Annotated in this window: 16 protein-coding genes; 8 read left to right on the plus strand and 8 right to left on the minus strand. The window is 69.4% G+C overall.

Annotated features, from left to right (window positions below; all coding sequences use genetic code 11):
• Positions 1-53 precede the first annotated feature (53 nt).
• The 4 genes from OPU66_RS10580 to OPU66_RS10595 form a co-directional block, all read right to left on the minus strand.
• Positions 54-812, minus strand: coding sequence for a TlyA family RNA methyltransferase (locus OPU66_RS10580; RefSeq protein ID WP_498553607.1), 759 nt, complete (start codon positions 810-812; stop codon positions 54-56).
• A gap of 123 nt (positions 813-935) precedes the next feature.
• Positions 936-1,085, minus strand: a complete 150-nt coding sequence (locus tag OPU66_RS10585) for a hypothetical protein (RefSeq protein WP_160593431.1) — start codon at positions 1,083-1,085, stop codon at positions 936-938.
• 177 nt (positions 1,086-1,262) lie between these two features.
• The gene (locus tag OPU66_RS10590) at positions 1,263-2,465 is read right to left on the minus strand and encodes an exo-beta-N-acetylmuramidase NamZ family protein (protein WP_498553626.1); all 1,203 of its coding nucleotides are present in this window, start codon (positions 2,463-2,465) and stop codon (positions 1,263-1,265) included.
• Positions 2,465-3,004, minus strand: a complete 540-nt coding sequence (locus OPU66_RS10595; protein ID WP_498553609.1) for a DOMON-like domain-containing protein — start codon at positions 3,002-3,004, stop codon at positions 2,465-2,467. Before OPU66_RS10595 ends, OPU66_RS10590 begins: the two co-directional genes overlap by 1 nt.
• A 144-nt stretch (positions 3,005-3,148) precedes the next feature.
• On the opposite strand from OPU66_RS10595, the gene OPU66_RS10600 reads away from it, so the two are divergent.
• Positions 3,149-4,771, plus strand: a complete 1,623-nt coding sequence (locus OPU66_RS10600) for an NAD(P)/FAD-dependent oxidoreductase (protein ID WP_498553610.1) — start codon at positions 3,149-3,151, stop codon at positions 4,769-4,771.
• 52 nt (positions 4,772-4,823) lie between these two features.
• Here OPU66_RS10600 and OPU66_RS10605 read toward each other — a convergent pair whose 3' ends face one another.
• The 3 genes from OPU66_RS10605 to OPU66_RS10615 form a co-directional block, all read right to left on the minus strand.
• On the minus strand, positions 4,824-5,759 hold the full coding sequence (locus OPU66_RS10605) for a hypothetical protein (RefSeq protein ID WP_498553611.1): 936 nt from the start codon (positions 5,757-5,759) through the stop codon (positions 4,824-4,826).
• Complete coding sequence (locus tag OPU66_RS10610) at positions 5,746-6,105, minus strand: hypothetical protein (protein WP_498553612.1); 360 nt, start codon at positions 6,103-6,105, stop codon at positions 5,746-5,748. The genes OPU66_RS10605 and OPU66_RS10610 overlap by 14 nt, the downstream gene beginning before the upstream one ends.
• A gap of 480 nt (positions 6,106-6,585) precedes the next feature.
• Complete coding sequence (locus OPU66_RS10615) at positions 6,586-9,765, minus strand: hypothetical protein (RefSeq protein WP_498553613.1); 3,180 nt, start codon at positions 9,763-9,765, stop codon at positions 6,586-6,588.
• A gap of 159 nt (positions 9,766-9,924) precedes the next feature.
• Between OPU66_RS10615 and tyrS the strand changes: the two genes are divergently transcribed.
• The 7 genes from tyrS to OPU66_RS10650 all read left to right on the plus strand — a co-directional run bounded on the left by tyrS (position 9,925) and on the right by OPU66_RS10650 (position 16,808).
• Complete coding sequence (gene tyrS / locus OPU66_RS10620; RefSeq protein WP_498553615.1) at positions 9,925-11,166, plus strand: tyrosine--tRNA ligase; 1,242 nt, start codon at positions 9,925-9,927, stop codon at positions 11,164-11,166.
• A gap of 143 nt (positions 11,167-11,309) precedes the next feature.
• A complete protein-coding gene (locus OPU66_RS10625; protein WP_498553616.1) occupies positions 11,310-12,293 on the plus strand; it encodes an alpha/beta hydrolase in 984 nt (327 codons plus the stop codon).
• Positions 12,290-12,757 (plus strand): RNA pyrophosphohydrolase, encoded by a 468-nt coding sequence (locus tag OPU66_RS10630; RefSeq protein WP_498553617.1) that lies wholly within the window; start codon positions 12,290-12,292, stop codon positions 12,755-12,757. Before OPU66_RS10625 ends, OPU66_RS10630 begins: the two co-directional genes overlap by 4 nt.
• Before the next feature lie 248 nt (positions 12,758-13,005).
• Positions 13,006-14,211 carry a hydrolase gene (locus OPU66_RS10635; RefSeq protein ID WP_498553619.1) on the plus strand — a complete coding sequence of 402 codons (1,206 nt, stop codon included), beginning with the start codon at positions 13,006-13,008 and terminating at the stop codon, positions 14,209-14,211.
• Positions 14,208-15,230: an arginine N-succinyltransferase gene (locus OPU66_RS10640; RefSeq protein ID WP_498553620.1), complete on the plus strand. Its 1,023-nt coding sequence runs from the start codon at positions 14,208-14,210 to the stop codon at positions 15,228-15,230. Before OPU66_RS10635 ends, OPU66_RS10640 begins: the two co-directional genes overlap by 4 nt.
• Positions 15,227-16,474, plus strand: a complete 1,248-nt coding sequence (locus OPU66_RS10645; RefSeq protein ID WP_498553621.1) for an N-succinylarginine dihydrolase — start codon at positions 15,227-15,229, stop codon at positions 16,472-16,474. The genes OPU66_RS10640 and OPU66_RS10645 overlap by 4 nt, the downstream gene beginning before the upstream one ends.
• 112 nt (positions 16,475-16,586) lie before the next feature.
• Complete coding sequence (locus tag OPU66_RS10650; protein WP_160593450.1) at positions 16,587-16,808, plus strand: hypothetical protein; 222 nt, start codon at positions 16,587-16,589, stop codon at positions 16,806-16,808.
• A 25-nt stretch (positions 16,809-16,833) separates the two neighbouring features.
• On the opposite strand, the gene OPU66_RS10655 is transcribed toward OPU66_RS10650, so the two are convergent.
• Positions 16,834-18,468 (minus strand): phytoene desaturase family protein, encoded by a 1,635-nt coding sequence (locus OPU66_RS10655; protein ID WP_498553624.1) that lies wholly within the window; start codon positions 18,466-18,468, stop codon positions 16,834-16,836.
• Positions 18,469-18,656: the final 188 nt, after the last annotated feature.

The following is an 18,656-nucleotide window of genomic DNA, read 5'->3' on the forward strand; positions in this document are numbered from 1 at the left end:
ACGCTCGCTAGGGTCGGCCACGCCTGATTGCAAGCGTGTATCAGGTTGATAAGTCAGCTTGGGGCCAGCGGCACGCCGGACGGTCGCGCGGCGGCGATCAGGAACTCGACATTGCCCTCTGGCCCGGTGATCGGGCTTTGCGTCACGCCCGCGACCTGCCAGCCCGCCCCGTCCAGCCAGGCCGCGACATCGGCGCAGACCCGGGCATGGATGGCGGGATCGCGCACCACCCCGCCCTTGCCGACCTCGCCCCGCCCGGCCTCGAACTGCGGCTTGATGAGCGCGAGCAGCCGCGCGCCGGGCGCGGCGAAGGAAAGCGGCCGTTCGAGCACCTTGGCAAGGCCGATAAAGCTCGCGTCGCAGACGATCAGGTCGACCGGCTCGGGAACATGGCTCGGCTCGAGGATGCGTGCGCTCGTCTGTTCATGCACGATCACGCGCGGGTCCTGGCGCAGCTTCCACGCCAGCTGGTTGGTGCCGCTGTCGACCGCATAGACGCGCGCCGCCCCCCGGCTCAGCAGCACATCGGTAAAGCCGCCGGTCGACGCGCCGACATCGATGGCGACCGCGCCGGTGACGTCCCAGCCGAAATGGTCCAGCCCGTGCGCCAGCTTGATCCCGCCGCGCGACACCCAGGGATGGTCGCGGCCCTTGACCGTCAGCGCGGCATCGGCGGCAAGCGTCTGGCCGGCCTTGTCGATCCGCCGGTCGCCGGCAAACACCAGCCCGGCAAGGATGAGCGCCTGGGCGCGGGCGCGGCTCTCGGCCAGCCCGCGTTCGACAAGCAGCTGGTCGGCGCGAATCCGGGTCATGGCGGGGCGATAGCGGCATGGGCGCACCCGGCCAAGCCAAAGGCCGGTCCAGCAAACGCGAAAAAGGCCAAACGCGAAAAAGCGGGGAAACGGGCGGCGCGGACAGCCGCGCCCAAACGCGGTTCAGGCCTGCAGCGACAGCTCGCGCAGCTTGGCGGCGTAACGCTCGGCAAGCGCCTGACGCCGCATCTGCGCTTCCGGCGTCACGGCCTTGGCGGCGGCGGCCGCTTCCATGGCGGCACGGCGGGCATAATAACGCAGATTCGACTCCACAGCGACCTCCCCCGGACGCTTCGCACTGCCCCCGGCGCAGCGACGCTGCCCCGTTCGTGTGAAAAAATGGTTAACGAGCCGGAACAGACTCGCAAAATCACGCGATTGCACAGGGTTTGCCGTGATTCGCGATTGAGTCAATCGGGGGTTGACACGGAGGTCGGGGGGCCGCCGCCGTCAATATTTCAGATAGGGCCGGCGCAGATCCGTCCAGGCCTGTTCGTCCGCCTGCGCCAGCCGGTCGAGTTCGACCGGGCCGGCGGCCGGATCGTCCACCCACTCGCGCAGGCCCGGCCCGCCATTGATGACGTCGATCGGCAGGCGGCCGAACGCATATTCATAGGGAAAATCGCGCCACAGCGGATAATCGGGGCGGAGCCGGCGGATCGCCTTGAAGGCGAGCGCCTGCACCCGCCAGGGCCGGAACGCCTGATGGCCATAGCCCGGCCCCTCGGCATGGATGTGCAGCCCCGCGCACAGCTGCCCGGCATGTTTGTGGAAGGTCGGTTCGAACCAGCAATCGCGGATGCGGCAGCCGTGAAGCCAGTCGGGCGCAATCGCCGTCATCTCGGCAAGCAGCGCGCGCGCATCGAGATCGGGCGCGCCGAACAGTTCGAGCGGACGGGTCGTCCCCCGCCCTTCCGACAGCGTCGTGCCTTCCAGCATCACCGTGCCGGCATAGGCGCGGGCCATGCCGATATTGGGCGCGTTGGGGCTGGGATTGACCCAGATGCGCTCGCGCCCCGGCCAGCCGAAATCGGGGGCGGCATCGGGCTGCCAGCCCTCCATCGCGATCATCCGGTAATCAACGTCGAGCCCGAAATGATCGATGAACCACAGGCCCAGTTCGCCAAGGGTAAGGCCATGGCGCATCGGCATCGGCCCCGCGCCGACAAAGCTTTCCCAGCCGGGCAGCAGCGTCAGGCCCTCGACAGGCCGGCCGGCGGGATTGGGCCGGTCGAGCACCCAGACCGATTTGCCGGTCGCGGCAGCGGCTTCGAGCACATAGAGCAAGGTGGTGATAAAGGTGTAGATGCGGCAGCCCAGATCCTGCAGGTCGATCAGCATCACATCGAAACTGTCGAGCATCGCCGGGGTCGGCCGCCTGACCTCGCCATAAAGGCTGAACACCGGGATGCCATGGACCGGATCGGTGAAATCCGGCGACTCGATCATATTGTCCTGCTTGTCGCCGCGCAGCCCGTGCTGCGGGCCGAATGCGGCGGTCAGCTTCAGATCAGGCAGCGCCGCCAGCGCGTCGAGCGCATGGACGAGATCGGCGGTGACCGAGGCAGGATGGGCGAGCAGGGCGATGCGGCGGCCGGCAAGCGGACGGCGCAGTTCGGGGTCGGCGATCAGCCGATCAAGGCCAAAACGGATCATGCCGGCATGGCTGGCGGCAGTCGGCGCGCAAAGCAACAGGGATGATGGAAATCGGGCCGGCCGGGCGGTTGGGCGAGCGCCCAGTAACTGGTGACGCCGCCCTGCTCGACGATCACCGCCGAAAGAGCAATGTCGAAGGCGGCACCATCGCCCGGCGGCGGTGCAAGCTGGGCATCGAGCAGGAAATCATCGCCGCCCGACCGCGTGGCGATGCGCGGCGGCGGACAGTCGAAATCGCGCATCCCCGCGCGCGGCGCGTCGAAGCGATAGGCCGCCCATGCCCCCGATGGCGACAGGTTGAACTCCAGATAGCCCGTCTGCCCGGCGGGGCGCACGAACAGCTCCATGCAGGTCATCCGCCACAGCCCGTCGGTGCGCAGCGGCGGTGCCGGATCGGGGATCACAAGCTGCCCGGCCGACGATAGCCGCCAGCCGAGCCGCCAATCACCGTCCGGCAGGATATCGAGCGTCACCGCGACCGCGCTGACAGCGGCGGCGGGGGTATCGGGATGGCAGACAAGCGCGGCGGCGATCATCGCCTGTCCCTATCCCGCCGCCCCGGCACCGTCGAGGCCGGGTTCGGCTGCGCATAAAGCTCAGGGCGATAAAGCTCAGGGCCAGTAGAACTCAGGGACCGGCCGGGATTGGCGTTTGCGCCCCTTGGCCGTAAAGCGCGGGCGATGATCCGCCTGTCCGGCCTTGCCCTTCCGCTCGACCATCCGCCCGAGGCGCTGCCCGAGGCGATCTGCGCCCGCCTTGGCATCGACCGGGCGCGCCTGCGCGGCTTCACCCTGTTCAAGCGCGGCAATGACGCCCGCAAGCGCGCGGCGATCAAGCTGGTCTACACGGTCGATGTCACCGTCGACGATGCCGAGGCGGTGCTCGCCGCCCACCGCGACGACAAGGATGTGCGGCCGACGCCCGACATGGCCTATCGCCCGCCGGTCACGGCGCCGCCGGGCTGGGCGGGCCAGCGGCCGGTGGTGATCGGCGCGGGGCCGTGCGGGCTGTTTGCCGGGCTGATCCTGGCGCAGATGGGGTTCCGCCCGATCATCGTCGATCGCGGCAAGATCGTGCGCGAACGCACCAAGGACACATGGGGCCTGTGGCGGCGCGGCGTGCTCGACACCGACAGCAACGTCCAGTTCGGCGAAGGCGGCGCGGGGACGTTTTCGGACGGCAAGCTCTATTGCCGGGTCAAAGACCCCCGCTTTCTCGGCCGCAAGGTGCTGGAAGAGTTTGTCCGCGCGGGCGCGCCGGACGACATTATGTGGCAGGCGCATCCGCATATCGGCACCTTCCGCCTCGTCTCGATGGTCGAGGCGATGCGGGCGGAGATCGAAAGGCTGGGCGGCGAATATCGCTGGCAGACGCGGGTCGACGATCTGATCCTCGACCGCGCGGGCGACGGCACGATGCGGCTGCGCGGGCTGGTGCTCGACAGCGGCGACACGCTGATTGCCGCTCATGTCGTGCTTGCCGTCGGCCACAGCGCGCGGCCGACCTTCGAGATGCTCCATGCCGCAGGTGTGCATCTGGAGGCCAAGCCGTTTGCGATCGGCGTGCGCATCGAACATCCGCAGGGCTGGATCGACGAGGCGCGCTATGGCCGCTGCGCCAAGCACCCCGATCTGGGGGCGGCGGCCTATGCGCTTGTCCACCATGCCCGCAACGGCCGCAGCGTCTATTCCTTCTGCATGTGTCCGGGCGGGCGCGTGGTCGCGGCGACCAGCGAGGATGGCCGCGTCGTCACCAACGGCATGAGCCAGTACAGCCGGGCCGAGTTCAACGCCAATTCGGGCATGGTCGTGCCGATCGAGCCGGAACGGGATTTCCCCGGCGGGCCGCTCGCCGGGATCGCGCTGCAACGCCAGCTGGAGGATGCGGCCTTTGCCGCGGGCGGGCGCAATTACCATGCGCCGGTGCAGCGGGTGGAAGACCTGCTCGCCGGGCGCGCCTCGACCGCGATCGGGCAGGTCGTCCCCAGCTACAAGCCCGGCGTCACCCCGACCGACCTGTCGGCCTGCCTGCCCGGTTATGTGATCGAGGCGTTCCGCGAAGCGCTGCCGGTGTTCGGCCGCCGGATCGCGCGCTACGACCATCCCGATGCGATCATGACCGGGGTGGAAACGCGCACCTCCTCGCCGGTGCGCATCACCCGCGGCGCGGATTTCCAGAGCCTCAACGTCGCCGGGCTTTATCCGGCGGGCGAAGGGGCCGGCTATGCCGGCGGCATCCTGTCGGCGGCGATCGACGGCATCAAGGTCGCCGAGGCGGTGGCGAGAGGGCTGACCGCCGCCTGAGCAGGCGCGCCAGAGCAGCCCTCCTCAACTGCTCCGCGTCAGCCCCTCCGCGTTAAGGCGCGGGGCGCGGCTGGCCGCAAGCGGCGATCACGCCCTTGACCAGATCGGCCTTGGCGGCATCCGGGATGTCGGCGCGGTCGAGGATTAGACTGGTCGCGGCCAGACATTCATGGACGGCGCGCGTCGGCGCGCTTTCGCGCAGCCCCTGGGTCATGTTCTGCGCGGCGACACCGGTCGAGAAAGTGTTACCCAGCCGCAGCGACGCCCCCTCGGCAGTGCCGCTCGAATCGCCGTTGAACGTGCCATAGACCGACAGGGCATCGGTCTTGGCGTCGCCGGTCTGCTCGCTGCGCTGGGCCAGCAATGTGCGCAGCCGCCCGCGCGCTTCCTCGACCTGACGGGCGGTCGCGGCATTTTCGTTTTCCAGCCGCGCAATCTCGGCCTTCAGCGCCGGGGCATCGAGCTTTGCCACCCGGTCGACCCGCGCCTGCAACTGCACGCGCTCGGCCTCGTCAGCGGCAGAGAGTGGCGCGGCCGCGGCAGCAGCGACAAGGGACGCCAGCCGCGCCTGATCGGTTGCCAGCCGGTCGGTCTCCGCGACGCTGGCGGCAAGCGCCACCTTCTGCCGCGCCCGCTCCTCGATCGCGCGCACCCCGTCCTCGACGGTGCGGGTTTCAGCGGCGATGCGCTGATCATCGACCTGACGCAGCCCGCTGATCTGGCTGGTGCCGTTGATCGGCAGCACATTGTAGCTGACGCCCGTGCATTGCTGGCCCGCCGGGCACTGCTTGGCGACCGCGACCGGCACATAGGCGGCGTCGAGCGCGCGAAAGCCGATGGTGACATCCAGCCCCGGCGCATCGGGCGCGCCCGATTTGACCCCCAGCCCGAATTGCTTGGCCGATGAATAGACAAGCGGTGCCTGCTCCATCGCGGCACAGCCGCTCAGCAGCATCAGCATCGCAATCGGCAGTTTATGGCGTTGCATCACCGTCTCCCCCTTCGGCTTTTTCATCCCTTACGACACAGATGTCGGGCCGCCCGGCGATCAGTTCGCGCCAGCGCTGCGCCTCGCCCGGATCGTCCGGCAGTCTGAAGATGACGACCCGGCAATCATCGCCGCCCCGCCCCCTGACCGCATGTTCGCGCGCCCAGCCGAGCACCAGCCCGCCGCCGACCGCGCCAAGGCCAAGGATTTCGGTACGCGACACGGTCAGCCCCTGCCCGTCAGCCCCGGATCCGGCCGCCTGCCCCTGATATGGCCCCAGATATGCCTGATGCCGCACCCCGGCTGCATCCTCGATGCGCACGAAGGTGCAGCCGCTGGTCAGCAACGCCGCTGCGACCAGAATCCCTAGTCGTGGCGGCAGGCACCGGACCGCGCGCAGCGCCGCCCCGGGCCTGCACGCCCCGCAGCAGGCTTTGACGCCAGCCGGCAAAATCCTGCCTTCCCTCAATGACCACCCCCCGACCGGTCCGGAAGAAAGGCTGTTTCCCCGACAGCCTCTTGCCCGGGCCGGCACAAACGCGCCGGTTCCGTTCAGAACGGACACCGACCGCGTCTGCACGCGGGACCGGCAATCCCCCTCGACAGCTTCGAAACACGGTTCCCGACTGTCAAAGTTCAAACGACAGGCACGGGTTATTCATGACCCGTATTTGCAGGGATGGCAACGCGTCCCCAGCCTAGCACCGGAACTGTCATCCGGTGCCAGCGCATTTTCAAGCCGGGCTGAATCACCCGGCGACCCGGAAAATCCGGTAAATCAAAGGCCTGGAGCGGCCGATCCGCTGCAATCGGATCGGAAACCGCTCTAGGCCGACGGCAGGCGCAGCGCCGGCAGACCGCGTTCGCGCGCTTCGGCATTATACGCCCCCAGTTCGGTGTCGATCACCGCCTGAAGCCGCGCCCGCACCGCCTGCCACTGCCGATCCAGATCGGCCTTGCGCTGGAACCGGCTGGCGGTCGGCCGCCCCTCGGCGCTGCCCGAGCCATAGCCGCCATCGCTGACCAGCGTCCCGTAAAGCGCGTCATAATGCGCGCTCAGCCCCGCCGGCCCCTCGCGCGCGCCGCCGACCGGGAAGGGCGCGATCAGCGCCTCCACCGCCTTGAGCGCGGCCTCGAGTGCGCCGGCGGCATTGCCGCCCGCTGTGGCAGACGATGCCAGATCCTTGCGCAGGGCGCGCACATCGGCCAGCGCGCGGTTGATCTCGGTGATGGTGTCGCGCACCGCCAGGCTCAGCCGGTATTGCGCGGCATAATCGGCCTGGGTGATGCCGGGGGCGCGCGGATTGCCGGTGACGGTCAACGCCGCCGTTTCGACCACCGGCCCGACGGTCAGCCTGACCGTGTAGCGCCCCGGCGGCACCTTCACGCCCTCCGGCCCCCGCTCGTCCGGCCCGGCCGGCTTTGCGCCCTTCGGTGCGGCGGTGCGCAGATCCCAGACAAGCCGGTGGAAGCCCTGCGTCGCGACCAGCCGGTCGGCCTCCGCGCCTCCGGTCGTGAAGCGGCGCAGGACGGCACCGCCGGCGTCGAGAATGTCGAGCGTCGCCTCCTTCGCCTCAGCGGCCAACGCATAATGGATGAGCGCGCCATGGGGCAGATTGTCGGGAAGCGTCAGGTCGACCTCGCGCAGCGGCAGGCCGACCGTGCCGCGCGCCGCCGGGCGGGGCGCGAACAGCCGTACCGGCCGGGGCGCGGCATCGGCGGCGAGTTCGCGCAGCGGGCCGAGATCGTCGAGGATCCAGAACGAGCGTCCCTGCGTCGCGACCGCCAAGTCGCCGCGATGAACCTTCAGGTCCATCACCGGCGTGGCCGGCAGGTTGAGCTGGAGCGATTGCCAGCGCGCGCCGTCGTCAAACGACACGAACAGCCCGAACTCGGTCCCCGCGTAAAGCAGCCCGCGCCGTTCATTGTCCTCGCGCACCACCCGCACCGGATGGTTGCCGGGAATGCCGTTGCGGCCATCGGCCAGCCGCGTCCAGCTGCGGCCATAATCGTCGGTGCGGTAGATATGGGGGGTAAAGTCGTCCAGCCGGTAGCGGTGCGCGGCCACGAACGCCCGCCCCGGCGCATGCGGCGATGCCTCGATCCGGGCCACGGTGGTCAGCGGTGGCAGATCGGGCGGCGTGATGTCGGTCCAGCTTTTGCCGTCGTCGCGGGTGATGTGCACGCGGCCATCGTCGCTGCCCACCCAGATCAGGCGCGCATCCTGCGGCGACGGCGTGACCGCCGTGATGGTCGTGAAGGTTTCCGCGCCATAGGGATTGTCGGCGGTGATCGGCTCGCCCGGCCAGGCCTGATAACGCGCATCGTTGGTCGTCAGATCGGGCGAGATGCGCGTCCAGCTCTGGCCGCGGTCGCGGCTGCGGTAGAGATATTGGCTGGCGTGATAGACGGTGGCCGGATCATGCGGGCTGACGACGATCGGGGCCAGCCACTGCCAGCGGTTGACCTTGTCGCGCGGCGCAAGGCCCATCGCCTCGGGATAGACGGTGACGCTGACCCGCGTGTCGTCGCGCACATCCATCCGGTTGATCTCGCCGCCATAGCAGCCGCCGAACAGGATCTCGGGATGATCGGGGTGCAGGGCGATCGGCCCGGTTTCGCAGCCCGCGGCATAGCCCCATTCCTGCTGCGGGCGCAGCGAGTTGTGCAGCCGCCGCTGCAGCACGCTGATGCTCGAGCTGTCCTGCTGCGATCCGTACAGGCGATAGGGTGTCTGGTTGTCGACCACCACGTCATACAGCTCGGCAGTCGGCTGGTTGTACATCGACGAGAAGGTGCGCCCGTCGTTCAGCGTCACCACCGTGCCGCCATCGTCGGACACGCCGAAAATGCGCGGATCGCGCGGGTTGATCCAGATGTCATGGACGTCGCCATGCGGCACCGGCACCTTTTTGAACGTGGCACCGCCATCGGTCGACCGCAGCAGCGGGACGTTCATCACATAGACGATATCGGGGTTCGTCGGATGGGCGCGGACATGGCTGTAATACCAGGGGCGCCCGCGCACCAGCGCGTCGCCATTCACCAGCTTCCAGGTCGCGCCGCGGTCGTCGGAACGATACAGGCCGCCGCCCGGCTCCGCCTCCACCAGCGCCCAGACGCGCTTCGGATTGGCGGGCGAAACCGTCACCCCGACCTTGCCGACCAGGCCCGTCGGCAGCCCGCCGCCAAGCTTCTGCCAGCTCGTGCCGCCGTCGCTGCTCCGATACACCCCGCCATCGGGACCGCCGGAGATCATCGTCCATGGCTTGCGCTCGATGCGCGACATGCCGGCATAGATTTCATCGGGATTGTCGGGGCTGATCGACAGCGTCACCGCCCCCGTGCCGTCGTTCAGGAACAGCACCTGCTCCCACGTCGCCCCGCCATCGCGCGTCCGGTAGACGCCGCGGTCCCGGTTGCGGCCGAACGGGTGGCCAAGGGCTGCGACATAGACGATGTCGGGATTGGTCGGGTGGACCAGCAGCTTGCCGATCGCGCCTGATTCCGGCAGCCCCATATGACGCCAAGTCGTCCCGCCATCGGTTGATTTCCAGACGCCGCGCCCGACCGAGCTGTTGCCGCGGATGGAGGCCGAGCCGGTGCCGACATAGATGATGCGCGGATCGCTGTCGGCAACGTCGATGGCGCCGATATTGCCGATGTCGAGAAACCCGTCGGTCACATTGGTCCAGTGGCCGCCGGCATCGTCGGTCTTCCACACCCCGCCGCCGGTCGTGCCCATGAAGAACACATGCGGCTGTTCGGCAATGCCGGTGACGGCCGTCGCGCGCCCGCCGCGGAACGGCCCGACCATCCGGTATTTGAGCCCCGCATAAAGCGCCGGATCGACGGCGGGGGCCAGCCGGGCCTGCACCGGCGAAGGGGCAGGCAGAGCGGACTGGGCATGGAGCGCGCCGGCCGGGGCGGAGAGGAGAAGGGCAAGCCCGACAGTGTGGAGCAGTGCGGCAGCGGGGCGGCGGAACGCGCGATCTGAACGAAGCATGCGGGTTTGTGGTGCACCAGACCGCATCGCGCAATGGGCTTGGCGTCGGCTATCTGCACCATTGCGGCCCGCCCCCATCGCCGCGCCCCTCGTCGATCCACATCCGCGCTGCGCGTCCCCGATGACACCCGCGCCCGGCTTCGCTATGCGGCGGGGACCATGACCGAATATGCGTCCGATCTGCTCCGCCTGCTCGCCGCGCGCGGCTATATCCACCAGCTGACCGATGCCGCCGGCCTCGATGCGCTTGCGGCCAGAGGGGTCGTGCCCGGCTATATCGGGTTCGATCCGACCGCGCCGTCGCTGCATGTCGGCAGTCTGGTCCAGATCATGCTGCTGCGCCGCCTGCAGCAGACCGGGCACAAGCCGATCGTCCTGATGGGCGGCGGCACCGGCAAGATCGGCGATCCGAGCTTCAAGGACGAGGCGCGCAAGCTGATGACCGACGAGGTCATCGCCGCCAATGTGGCCAGCATCAAGCGGGTGTTCGAACGCTTCCTGACCTTTGCCCCCGATGGCGAGGCGGGCGGGCCGACCGATGCGATCATGCTCGACAATGCCCAGTGGCTCGACGCGCTCGAATATATCCCGTTCCTGCGCGAGATCGGCCAGCATTTCTCGGTCAACCGGATGCTGAGCTTCGATTCGGTGCGGCTGCGGCTGGAGCGCGAACAGTCGCTGTCGTTCCTCGAGTTCAACTATATGATCCTCCAGGCCTATGATTTCCTGGAGCTGTCGCGCCGCGCCGGGTGCCGCCTGCAGATGGGCGGGTCGGACCAGTGGGGCAATATCGTCAACGGCATCGAGCTGGCGCGGCGCGTCGACGGCACCGAGGTCTATGGGCTGACGACGCCGCTCATCACCACCGCCGATGGCGGCAAGATGGGCAAGACCATGTCGGGCGCGGTGTGGCTGAACGAGGATGCACTGCCAGCCTATGATTACTGGCAGTTCTGGCGCAACACCGACGACCGCGATGTCGGCCGCTTCCTGCGGCTGTTCACCGATCTGCCGCTCGACGAGATCGCCCGGCTGGAAACGCTCGAAGGCGCGGAGATCAACGAGGCGAAGAAGATCCTCGCCAATGAGGCGACCGCCATGTGCCGGGGCCGCGCGGCCGCCGAGGCCGCGGCGGAAACCGCAAAGCGGACGTTTGAGGACAATGCGGCGGGCGAGGCGCTGCCCAGCCACAGCGTCCCCGGCGGCAGTATCGGCATAGTCGACGCGCTGGTCGCGCTCGGCCTGTGCGCGTCAAAGGGCGAGGCGCGGCGGCTGATCAAGGGCGGCGGCGCGCGCATCGACGGCGCGAAGGTGGAGGATGAGGCGCTGGTCGTCACCCTTGGCGACGCGCCGGTGCGGGTGTCGGCGGGGCGCAAGCATCACGGGCTGCTGACGCGCTGACCGGCACGGCAGCGCCCTTCCCTTGACGTGAACGACAGGCCGGGCAAGGTCATGGCGGCAACCGGCCTGCACGCCGCGTTGCCGCTGCAACGAGAACAGGCCCAGCGCCAGTCTGGCCCGCCAGGAACAGGGATGCCCCGCCAATGACCGACACCGCCCCGCCAGCTGCCGACAGCGCCCCTTTCGTTCGCCCCGACGTGGCGGCGTTCCTGCAATTCCTGAACGCCATTCCCGGCCCGCGCATGCATGAACAGGATCCGGCGACCGCGCGTGCCGCCTATCTGATGATGAAGGATGTGGCCGATCTGCCGGCGGGCGATCTGGCCGTGCGCCGCGATCTGGCGATGCCCGGCCCGGCCGGGGACATCCGCCTGCGGCTCTACGATGCCCGTGCTGAACGCGCGCCCGGCCCGGTGATGGTGTTTTTCCATGGCGGCGGGTTCGTGATCGGCGATCTCGACAGCCATGACGGTTTTTGCGCCGAAGCCGCCCGCGCGCTCGACCTGCCGGTGGTCGCGGTCGATTACCGGCTGGCCCCCGAACATCCGTTTCCCGCCGCCCCCATCGACTGCGAGGCGGCGGCGCGCTGGATCGCGGCCAGCCCCGAACTGATCGGCCGCACTGTGACCGGGCTGGTGCTGGCGGGCGACAGCGCCGGCGGCAATCTGACCATCGTCACCGCGCTTGCGCTGCGCGACGCGCCGGCGGCGGTGCCGGTGATCGCGATGTGGCCGATCTATCCGGTGGTCGATGACGGCGCGGCCTATCCGTCATTCCGTGTCTTTGCCGATGGTTTCCTGCTGACCGGGGACAGCATGCGCTGGTTCTCCGACCATTACCGCGCGGTGGCGGGCGATGTGCGCAACACGCCGATCCTCGCCGATCCCGCCGGGCTGCCGCCCTGCCTGATCGTCACCGCCGGGCTGGATCCGCTGCGCGATCAGGGCCGCGCCTATGCCGGGCGGCTGATCGCCGCGGGGGTGCCGACCAGCTACCGCGAGGCGCGGGGCAACATTCACGGCTTCATCACGCTGCGCAAGGCGATCCCCTCGGCCGCAGACGAGTGCGCCGGCTGTTTCAAGGTGCTGGCGGCGATGATTGCCGAGGCGTCGGGCGGCCCCGCATGAACGACCTGCCCTACCGCCCCTGTGTCGGGGTGATGCTGGTCAACGCCGCCAGTCGCGTCTTTGTCGGCCAGCGCATCGATACCACGCTCGATGCCTGGCAGATGCCGCAGGGCGGCATCGATCCGGGCGAGGATCCGGCGGCCGCCGCGCTGCGCGAGCTGGGCGAGGAGACCGGGATCGCCGCCAATCTCGTCCGGCTGGAGGCGCAATCGCGCGCGCCGCTCGATTATGACCTGCCGCCCGACCTGCAGGCGCGGGTCTGGGGTGGCCGCTATCGCGGGCAGCGCCAGACCTGGTTCCTTGCCCGCTTTCTGGGCGAGGACCGCGATATCGACATCGCCACCGCCCATCCCGAGTTCAGCGCCTGGCAATGGGTGGCCCCGGCACGGCTGCCCGAGCTGATCGTGCCGTTCAAGCGCGCGCTCTATGAGGCAGTGCTGGCGGAGTTCGCGCCGCTGCTGTGACGCGGTGGGCGTGCGGGTTTTTTGTTGCGCGCCTCTCGGCAGGTTGTTTGCTGCGCGCCTGTCGGCAGGTTGTTTGTTGCGCGCCTGTCGGCGCGGTGGCGGCACCGGGTTGTTTGTGGTGCGGGCCGGTGCCGTTCTTCACAGCTAACAACACCCGGTGCCGCTCTTCCCCCACAAAACCGCGACAAACACACAGCCGGCCAAGCCCCTGTGTTGGCGCGGCGCATTTCCGCCGCTAGACAGCCGCCATGGCATTATCCAACAGCGAACGGGCCGCGTGCGAGGCCGCCGCGGCCGCGCCGCTTCTCGACCAGACGCTCGCCTGGGCGGCGATCAACAGCGGGTCGCGCAACCTGGCCGGGCTGAAGACGATGGCGGGGATGCTGGCCGACGCCTTTGCCGTCCTGCCCGGCGATATTGCGCTGGTGCCGCCCGCGCCGGTCGATGCGGTGGGCGCGGACGGCAGCATCGCCCCCATCGCGCATGGCGACCATCTGCTCGTCACCGTCCGGCCCGACGCGCCGGTGCAATTGCTGTTCACCGGCCATTACGACACAGTGTTCCCGGCCGATCACCCGTTCCAGAGCGTCGCGTTTCTGGACGATGGCCGGGTGAACGGCCCCGGCGTCGCCGACATGAAGGGCGGGATCGCGCTGATGCTCGCCGCGCTGGCCGCGGTCGAGGCGTCGCCGCTTGCGCCCCGGTTCGGCTATCAGGTGCTGATCGACAGTGACGAGGAGGTCGGCTCCCCCTCCTCCGCCGCGCTGATCGCGCGCGTCGCCAAGGGCAAGGCCGCGGCCTTCACCTATGAACCCGCTCTGCCCGACGGGACGCTGGCGGGCGCGCGCGGCGGCAGCGGCAATTTCTCGTTCATCATCAGCGGGCGCAGCGCCCATGCCGGCCGCAACCCGGAAGACGGGCTGAACGCCGTGCTGGCGGCGGCCGATCTTGCGCTCCGGCTGGAAGCGGCGGCGGGCGACGGCCTGTCGGTCAATCCGGCGCGGATCGAAGGCGGCGGCCCGAACAATGTCGTGCCCGATCATGCGGTGCTGCGCGTCAATCTGCGCCCGCGCACCCCGGCCGATCAGGCGCGCGCGCAGGCCGCGATCGACGGCGCCGTCGCTGCGGTCGCCGCCGCGCGCGGCGTCGGCATCCATGTCCATGGCAGCTTTGGCCGCCCGCCCAAGCCGATGGACCCGGCGGCCGAACGGCTGTTCATGCTGGTCAAGGACTGCGGGGCCGATCTGGGCCTGTCGATCGGCTGGCGCGCGACCGGCGGGGTATGCGACGGCAACAATATCGCGGCCACCGGCGTCCCCGTGATCGACACGATGGGCGTGCGCGGCGGGGCCATTCACAGTGCGGAGGAGTATTTGATCCTGGAATCGCTGCCCGAACGGGCGATGCTGTCGACACTGGCCATTCTGCGGCTGATCGAGCGGGGCCGCGCATGACCTATGTGCTGCGCCCGGCGGCAGCCGGCGATCTGGCCGCGCTTTATGAAATGGCCAAGCTGACCGGCGGCGGGTTCACCAACCTGCCGCCCAACCGCGACACGCTGACCGCCAAGCTCGAACGATCGGCGGCCGCGCTTGCCCGCACCGAGGACCGGCATGTAGACGATCTGTTCGTCATGGTGCTTGAAAACACCGCTACCGGCCAGGTGCGCGGCACCTGCCAGATCTTCACCATGGTCGGGCAGCACTGGCCGTTTTACTCCTACCGGCTCGGCACGCTGACCCAGGTGTCGAAGGAGCTCAATCGCACTTTCCGCGCCGACATGCTGACCCTGTCGACCGATCTGGAAGGCGCGAGCGAGGTCGGCGGGCTGTTCCTCCATCCCGGCGAGCGGGCGGGCGGGCTGGGCCTGCTGCTCGCGCGCAGCCGCTATCTGTTCATCCGCCAGCATCGCGCCCGCTTTTCGGACCGCACGCTCGCCGAGCTGCGCGGCGTGATCGACGAGGCCGGCGGCTCGCCCTTCTGGGACGGGCTGGCCGGCAAATTCTTCGGCATGAGCTTTCAGGAAGCCGATGAGTTCAACGCCGTGCATGGCAACCAGTTCATCGCCGATCTGATGCCCAAAACGCCGATCTACACCGCCATGCTGCCCGAAGCGGCGCGGCAGGTGATCGGCGTGCCGCACCCGACCGGGCGGGCGGCGATGCGGATGCTGGAGCATGAAGGCTTCACCCATGACAGCTATGTCGACATTTTCGACGGCGGCCCGACCATGGTGGCGCAGACCGACCGGATCCGTTCGGTGCAGGATGCGGTCGATTCGCGGATCGCGCGCATCGGCCCGGTGGAAGGCGGCGAGGTCAGGCTGGCTGCGGCCGGGCGGCTGATCGATTTCCGCGCCGCCTATGCGCGGATCGAAACGCTGAGCGGCGGGGAAATCGCCATCGATGCCGGGGCCGCAGCCATGCTGAAGGTCGGTCTGGGCGACACCATCTGCCATGTGGGGCGGCAATGAGCCTGCGCGAAATCAACTTTGACGGGCTGATCGGCCCCAGCCACAATTATGCCGGGCTGAGCCTTGGCAATCTCGCCTCGGCGCGCAATGCCGGTCAGGCCAGCCATCCCCGCGCCGCCGCGCTGCAGGGGCTGGCCAAGATGCGCCACAATCTGCACCTCGGGCTGGCGCAGGGGCTGTTGCTGCCGCATCCCCGCCCCGACCATGACTGGCTGGCGACGCTCGGCGCGTCGATGGCCAGCGCCGCGCCGGTGCCGGCCTGGGCGCTGTCGGCCTCGGCGATGTGGACCGCCAATGCGGCGACGGTGTCGCCCGCCCCCGATACCGGCGACGGGCGCTGCCATCTGAGCGTCGCCAACCTGCTGACGATGCCGCACCGCAGCCATGAATGGCCGCACACGCTCGCCCAGCTGCGGCTGGCCTTTGCCGATCCGGCCTTTTGCGTGCACGGCCCGGTGCCCGCCCCGTTCGGGGACGAAGGCGCGGCCAATCACATGCGGCTGGCACCCGGCCATGACGCGCCGGGGGTGGAGATCTTCGTCTATGGCCGCTCCGGCGGCCCGTTCCCGGCGCGCCAGCACCGCATCGCCTGCGAGGCGGTGGCCGCGCATCACCGGCTCGATCCGGCGCGCACGCTGATCGTCGAGCAGTCGGAAACCGCGATTGCGGCGGGCGCGTTCCACAATGACGTGGTCGCGGTGGCCGACGGGCTGACCTTGTTCGCGCATGAACTGGCCTTTGCCGACCGGGACGGATTTTACGCCGATCTGCGCCGGCTCTTCCCCGATGTCCGCATCGTCGAGGTGCCGGCGGCCGAAGTCAGCCTGGCCGATGCGATTTCGTCCTATCTGTTCAACGCCCAGCTGGTGACGCTGCCCGATGGCGGGCAGGCGCTGATCCTGCCGACCGAGGCGCGCGACACCCCGGCGGTCGCCGCCTATCTGGCGCGGCTGACGGCGGGCAATGGCCCGATCCGTCAGGCGCTGTTCGTCGATGTCCGCCAGTCCATGGCCAATGGCGGCGGCCCGGCCTGTCTGCGTCTGCGCGTCGTCGCCGATCCGGCGCGGGTCGATCCGCGCTTCATGCTCGATGATGCGAAGATCGACCGGCTGGCGGCGGTCGTCTCCGCCCATTGGCCGGAGACCATCGCCCCCGACGAAATCGGCGATCCGGCGCTGCATGCGCGGATCGAGGCGGCACGGGCGGCGCTGCTCGCCGAACTCGATCTGACCGGGGCGCTTTAAAAGCGGAGAAACGGAACGGGCAAAGTGTCGGGTTAACTGACAGTTTACCATGACGGCCGCGCCGGAAATGGCGGATTTCCGTGGCTGGCCCGGCACTTGCTAGGATCACGCCATGGGACAGAAGATCCGCCGCCTGTTCACGATCAAGACGCGCTTTGAGGCGTTTCTGGTGATTTTCGGCCTCGCCCAGGGTGCCACCTGGCGCGGGGTGCATTATCTGGACGTCTATCCCGGCCCGGCCGGCTGGCTGCTGTTCGGGGCCTGTTCGCTCGCGGTGTTCATCGCCGGGGGGATGATCCTCGACAGCCTCGCGCTGCGCCGCGCGCTCGCCTGAGCGCGGAGTTGTCCCTGCGACCAAGTCACCAGCCGCGCAGCACCTCGCGCGCGCAATTATGGCCCGGCGCGCCGGTGACGCCGCCGCCCGGATGGGTGCCCGCGCCGCACATCCACAGATTGCGCAGCGGCCCGCGATAGCTGCCATGGCCAAGCACCGGCCGCGCCGCCCAGAGCTGGTCGAGGCTCATCCGGCCATGAAAAATATCGCCGCCCGCCAGCCCGAACCGCGCCTCGAGATCGGCGGGGCTGAGCGCCATCCGCCCGACGACCAGCGACCGGAAGCCGGGGGCGAAGCGATCGACCGTGTCGATCACATGATCGGCCGCGCGCGCGCGTTCCGCCGCCCAGTCGCGCCCGTCGGGCAGGCGGGGGGCGAATTGCTGGCAGAACAGGCTGGCGACATGCGCGCCGGGCGGGGCGAGGCTGCCGTCGAGCAGCGACGGGATCAGCATTTCAACCACCGGCTGCGCCGACCAGCCGGTCGCGCGCGCATCGCGATAGGCGGCGTCCATATAATCAAGGCTGGGCGCGATGACGATGCCGCTCGCCAGATGCGGGCCGGGCGCAGGCAGGCAGGAAAAACGCGGCAGGCCGGACAGCGCGACATTCATCCGGAAGGTGCCGGAGCCGACCGCATAACCGCGCATCGCCCGCGCGAAATCGGGCGGCAGATCCTCCACCGCGAGCAGCCGGTCATAAAGCAGCTTCGGTCCCACATTGGCGATCACATGGCGCGCGCGCAGCTCCCGGCCATCGGCCAGCCGCACGCCAACTGCGGTCGCGCCGCCTGATCCCCCTGAACGGGCCGCGCCGCCATCGATCAGCACGCGCGCGACCGGGGCATCGGTTTCGATCTCGACGCCGGCCGCGCGGCAGGCCGATGCCATGGCGGCGGTGATCGCGCCCATGCCGCCCAGCGCATGGCCCCAGGCGCCGCGCTCTCCCTCCACCTCGCCGAACACATGATGCAGCAGCACATAGGCGCTGCCCGGGCTGTCGGGGCTGGCATAATGGCCGACGATCGAATCGAACCCGAGCGCGGCTTTCAGCTCGTCGCTCTCGAACCAGCTGTCGAGAAACTCGCGCGCCGACCGGGTGAAGATGGCGAGCAGATCGCGCTGCACCGCGCGGTCGAGCCGCGCCACGCCCCAGCCCTGCATGACCAGCCGGATCAGGCTGTCCAGCCCGCCACCTGCTTCTGGCGGGGTCCTGAGCGCCAGCGCGCGCAGCACATCGGCGACCCGTTCGAGCGCCGCCAGATAGGCGGGATAGGCCATGGCGTCGCGCGCCGAAAACCGCGCAATCGCCGCCTGGGTGCGCGCTATGCCGCCGCCCATCACCAGATGCCGGCGGTCATCGAGCGGCAGGAAATTGGCCACCGGCCGCATGACGATGCGCAGGCCATGCGCCTTGAGCGCCATGTCGGCGATGATCCGCGGCTGGAGCAGCCCGACCGTGTAGCTGGCGACCGAGTTGCGGAACCCGGGGTGGAACTCCTCGGTCACCGCCGCGCCGCCGACGATGGACCGCGCCTCCACCACCCGCACCGACAGGCCGCCGCGCCGCAGATACCAGGCGCAGACCAGCCCGTTATGCCCGCCGCCGATGATCAGCGCATCGACGGGGGCGGGGTGGCCAGCAGAAAGGCTGCCGGCCATGGTGGCGCTCAGGCGCTGACCGCCATGCCGGCCAGCGCGGCGCGCACCGCCGCCACCGCCGCATCGGCGCTGGCACCGTCCGGACCGCCGCCCTGCGCCATGTCGGGCCGGCCGCCGCCTGACCGAGCGCGACCGCAAAAAGGTGCTGATGGCGTCGCTCGACGTCAATCGCCCCGCCGCGCAGCAGC

Source organism: Sphingomonas sp. URJC2 (assembly GCF_059803575.1).

What these genes read in the sequence shown, in the direction of transcription:
- OPU66_RS10580 (WP_498553607.1), bottom strand. Translation starts at nt 812, where the DNA reads ATGACCCGGATTCGCGCCGACCAGCTGCTTGTCGAACGCGGGCTGGCC.
- OPU66_RS10595 (WP_498553609.1), bottom strand. Translation starts at nt 3,004, where the DNA reads ATGATCGCCGCCGCGCTTGTCTGCCATCCCGATACCCCCGCCGCCGCT.
- OPU66_RS10600 (WP_498553610.1), top strand. Translation starts at nt 3,149, where the DNA reads ATGATCCGCCTGTCCGGCCTTGCCCTTCCGCTCGACCATCCGCCCGAG.
- OPU66_RS10605 (WP_498553611.1), bottom strand. Translation starts at nt 5,759, where the DNA reads ATGCAACGCCATAAACTGCCGATTGCGATGCTGATGCTGCTGAGCGGC.
- OPU66_RS10615 (WP_498553613.1), bottom strand. Translation starts at nt 9,765, where the DNA reads ATGCTTCGTTCAGATCGCGCGTTCCGCCGCCCCGCTGCCGCACTGCTC.
- tyrS (WP_498553615.1), top strand. Translation starts at nt 9,925, where the DNA reads ATGACCGAATATGCGTCCGATCTGCTCCGCCTGCTCGCCGCGCGCGGC.
- OPU66_RS10625 (WP_498553616.1), top strand. Translation starts at nt 11,310, where the DNA reads ATGACCGACACCGCCCCGCCAGCTGCCGACAGCGCCCCTTTCGTTCGC.
- OPU66_RS10630 (WP_498553617.1), top strand. Translation starts at nt 12,290, where the DNA reads ATGAACGACCTGCCCTACCGCCCCTGTGTCGGGGTGATGCTGGTCAAC.
- OPU66_RS10635 (WP_498553619.1), top strand. Translation starts at nt 13,006, where the DNA reads ATGGCATTATCCAACAGCGAACGGGCCGCGTGCGAGGCCGCCGCGGCC.
- OPU66_RS10640 (WP_498553620.1), top strand. Translation starts at nt 14,208, where the DNA reads ATGACCTATGTGCTGCGCCCGGCGGCAGCCGGCGATCTGGCCGCGCTT.
- OPU66_RS10645 (WP_498553621.1), top strand. Translation starts at nt 15,227, where the DNA reads ATGAGCCTGCGCGAAATCAACTTTGACGGGCTGATCGGCCCCAGCCAC.
- OPU66_RS10650 (WP_160593450.1), top strand. Translation starts at nt 16,587, where the DNA reads ATGGGACAGAAGATCCGCCGCCTGTTCACGATCAAGACGCGCTTTGAG.
- OPU66_RS10655 (WP_498553624.1), bottom strand. Translation starts at nt 18,468, where the DNA reads ATGGCCGGCAGCCTTTCTGCTGGCCACCCCGCCCCCGTCGATGCGCTG.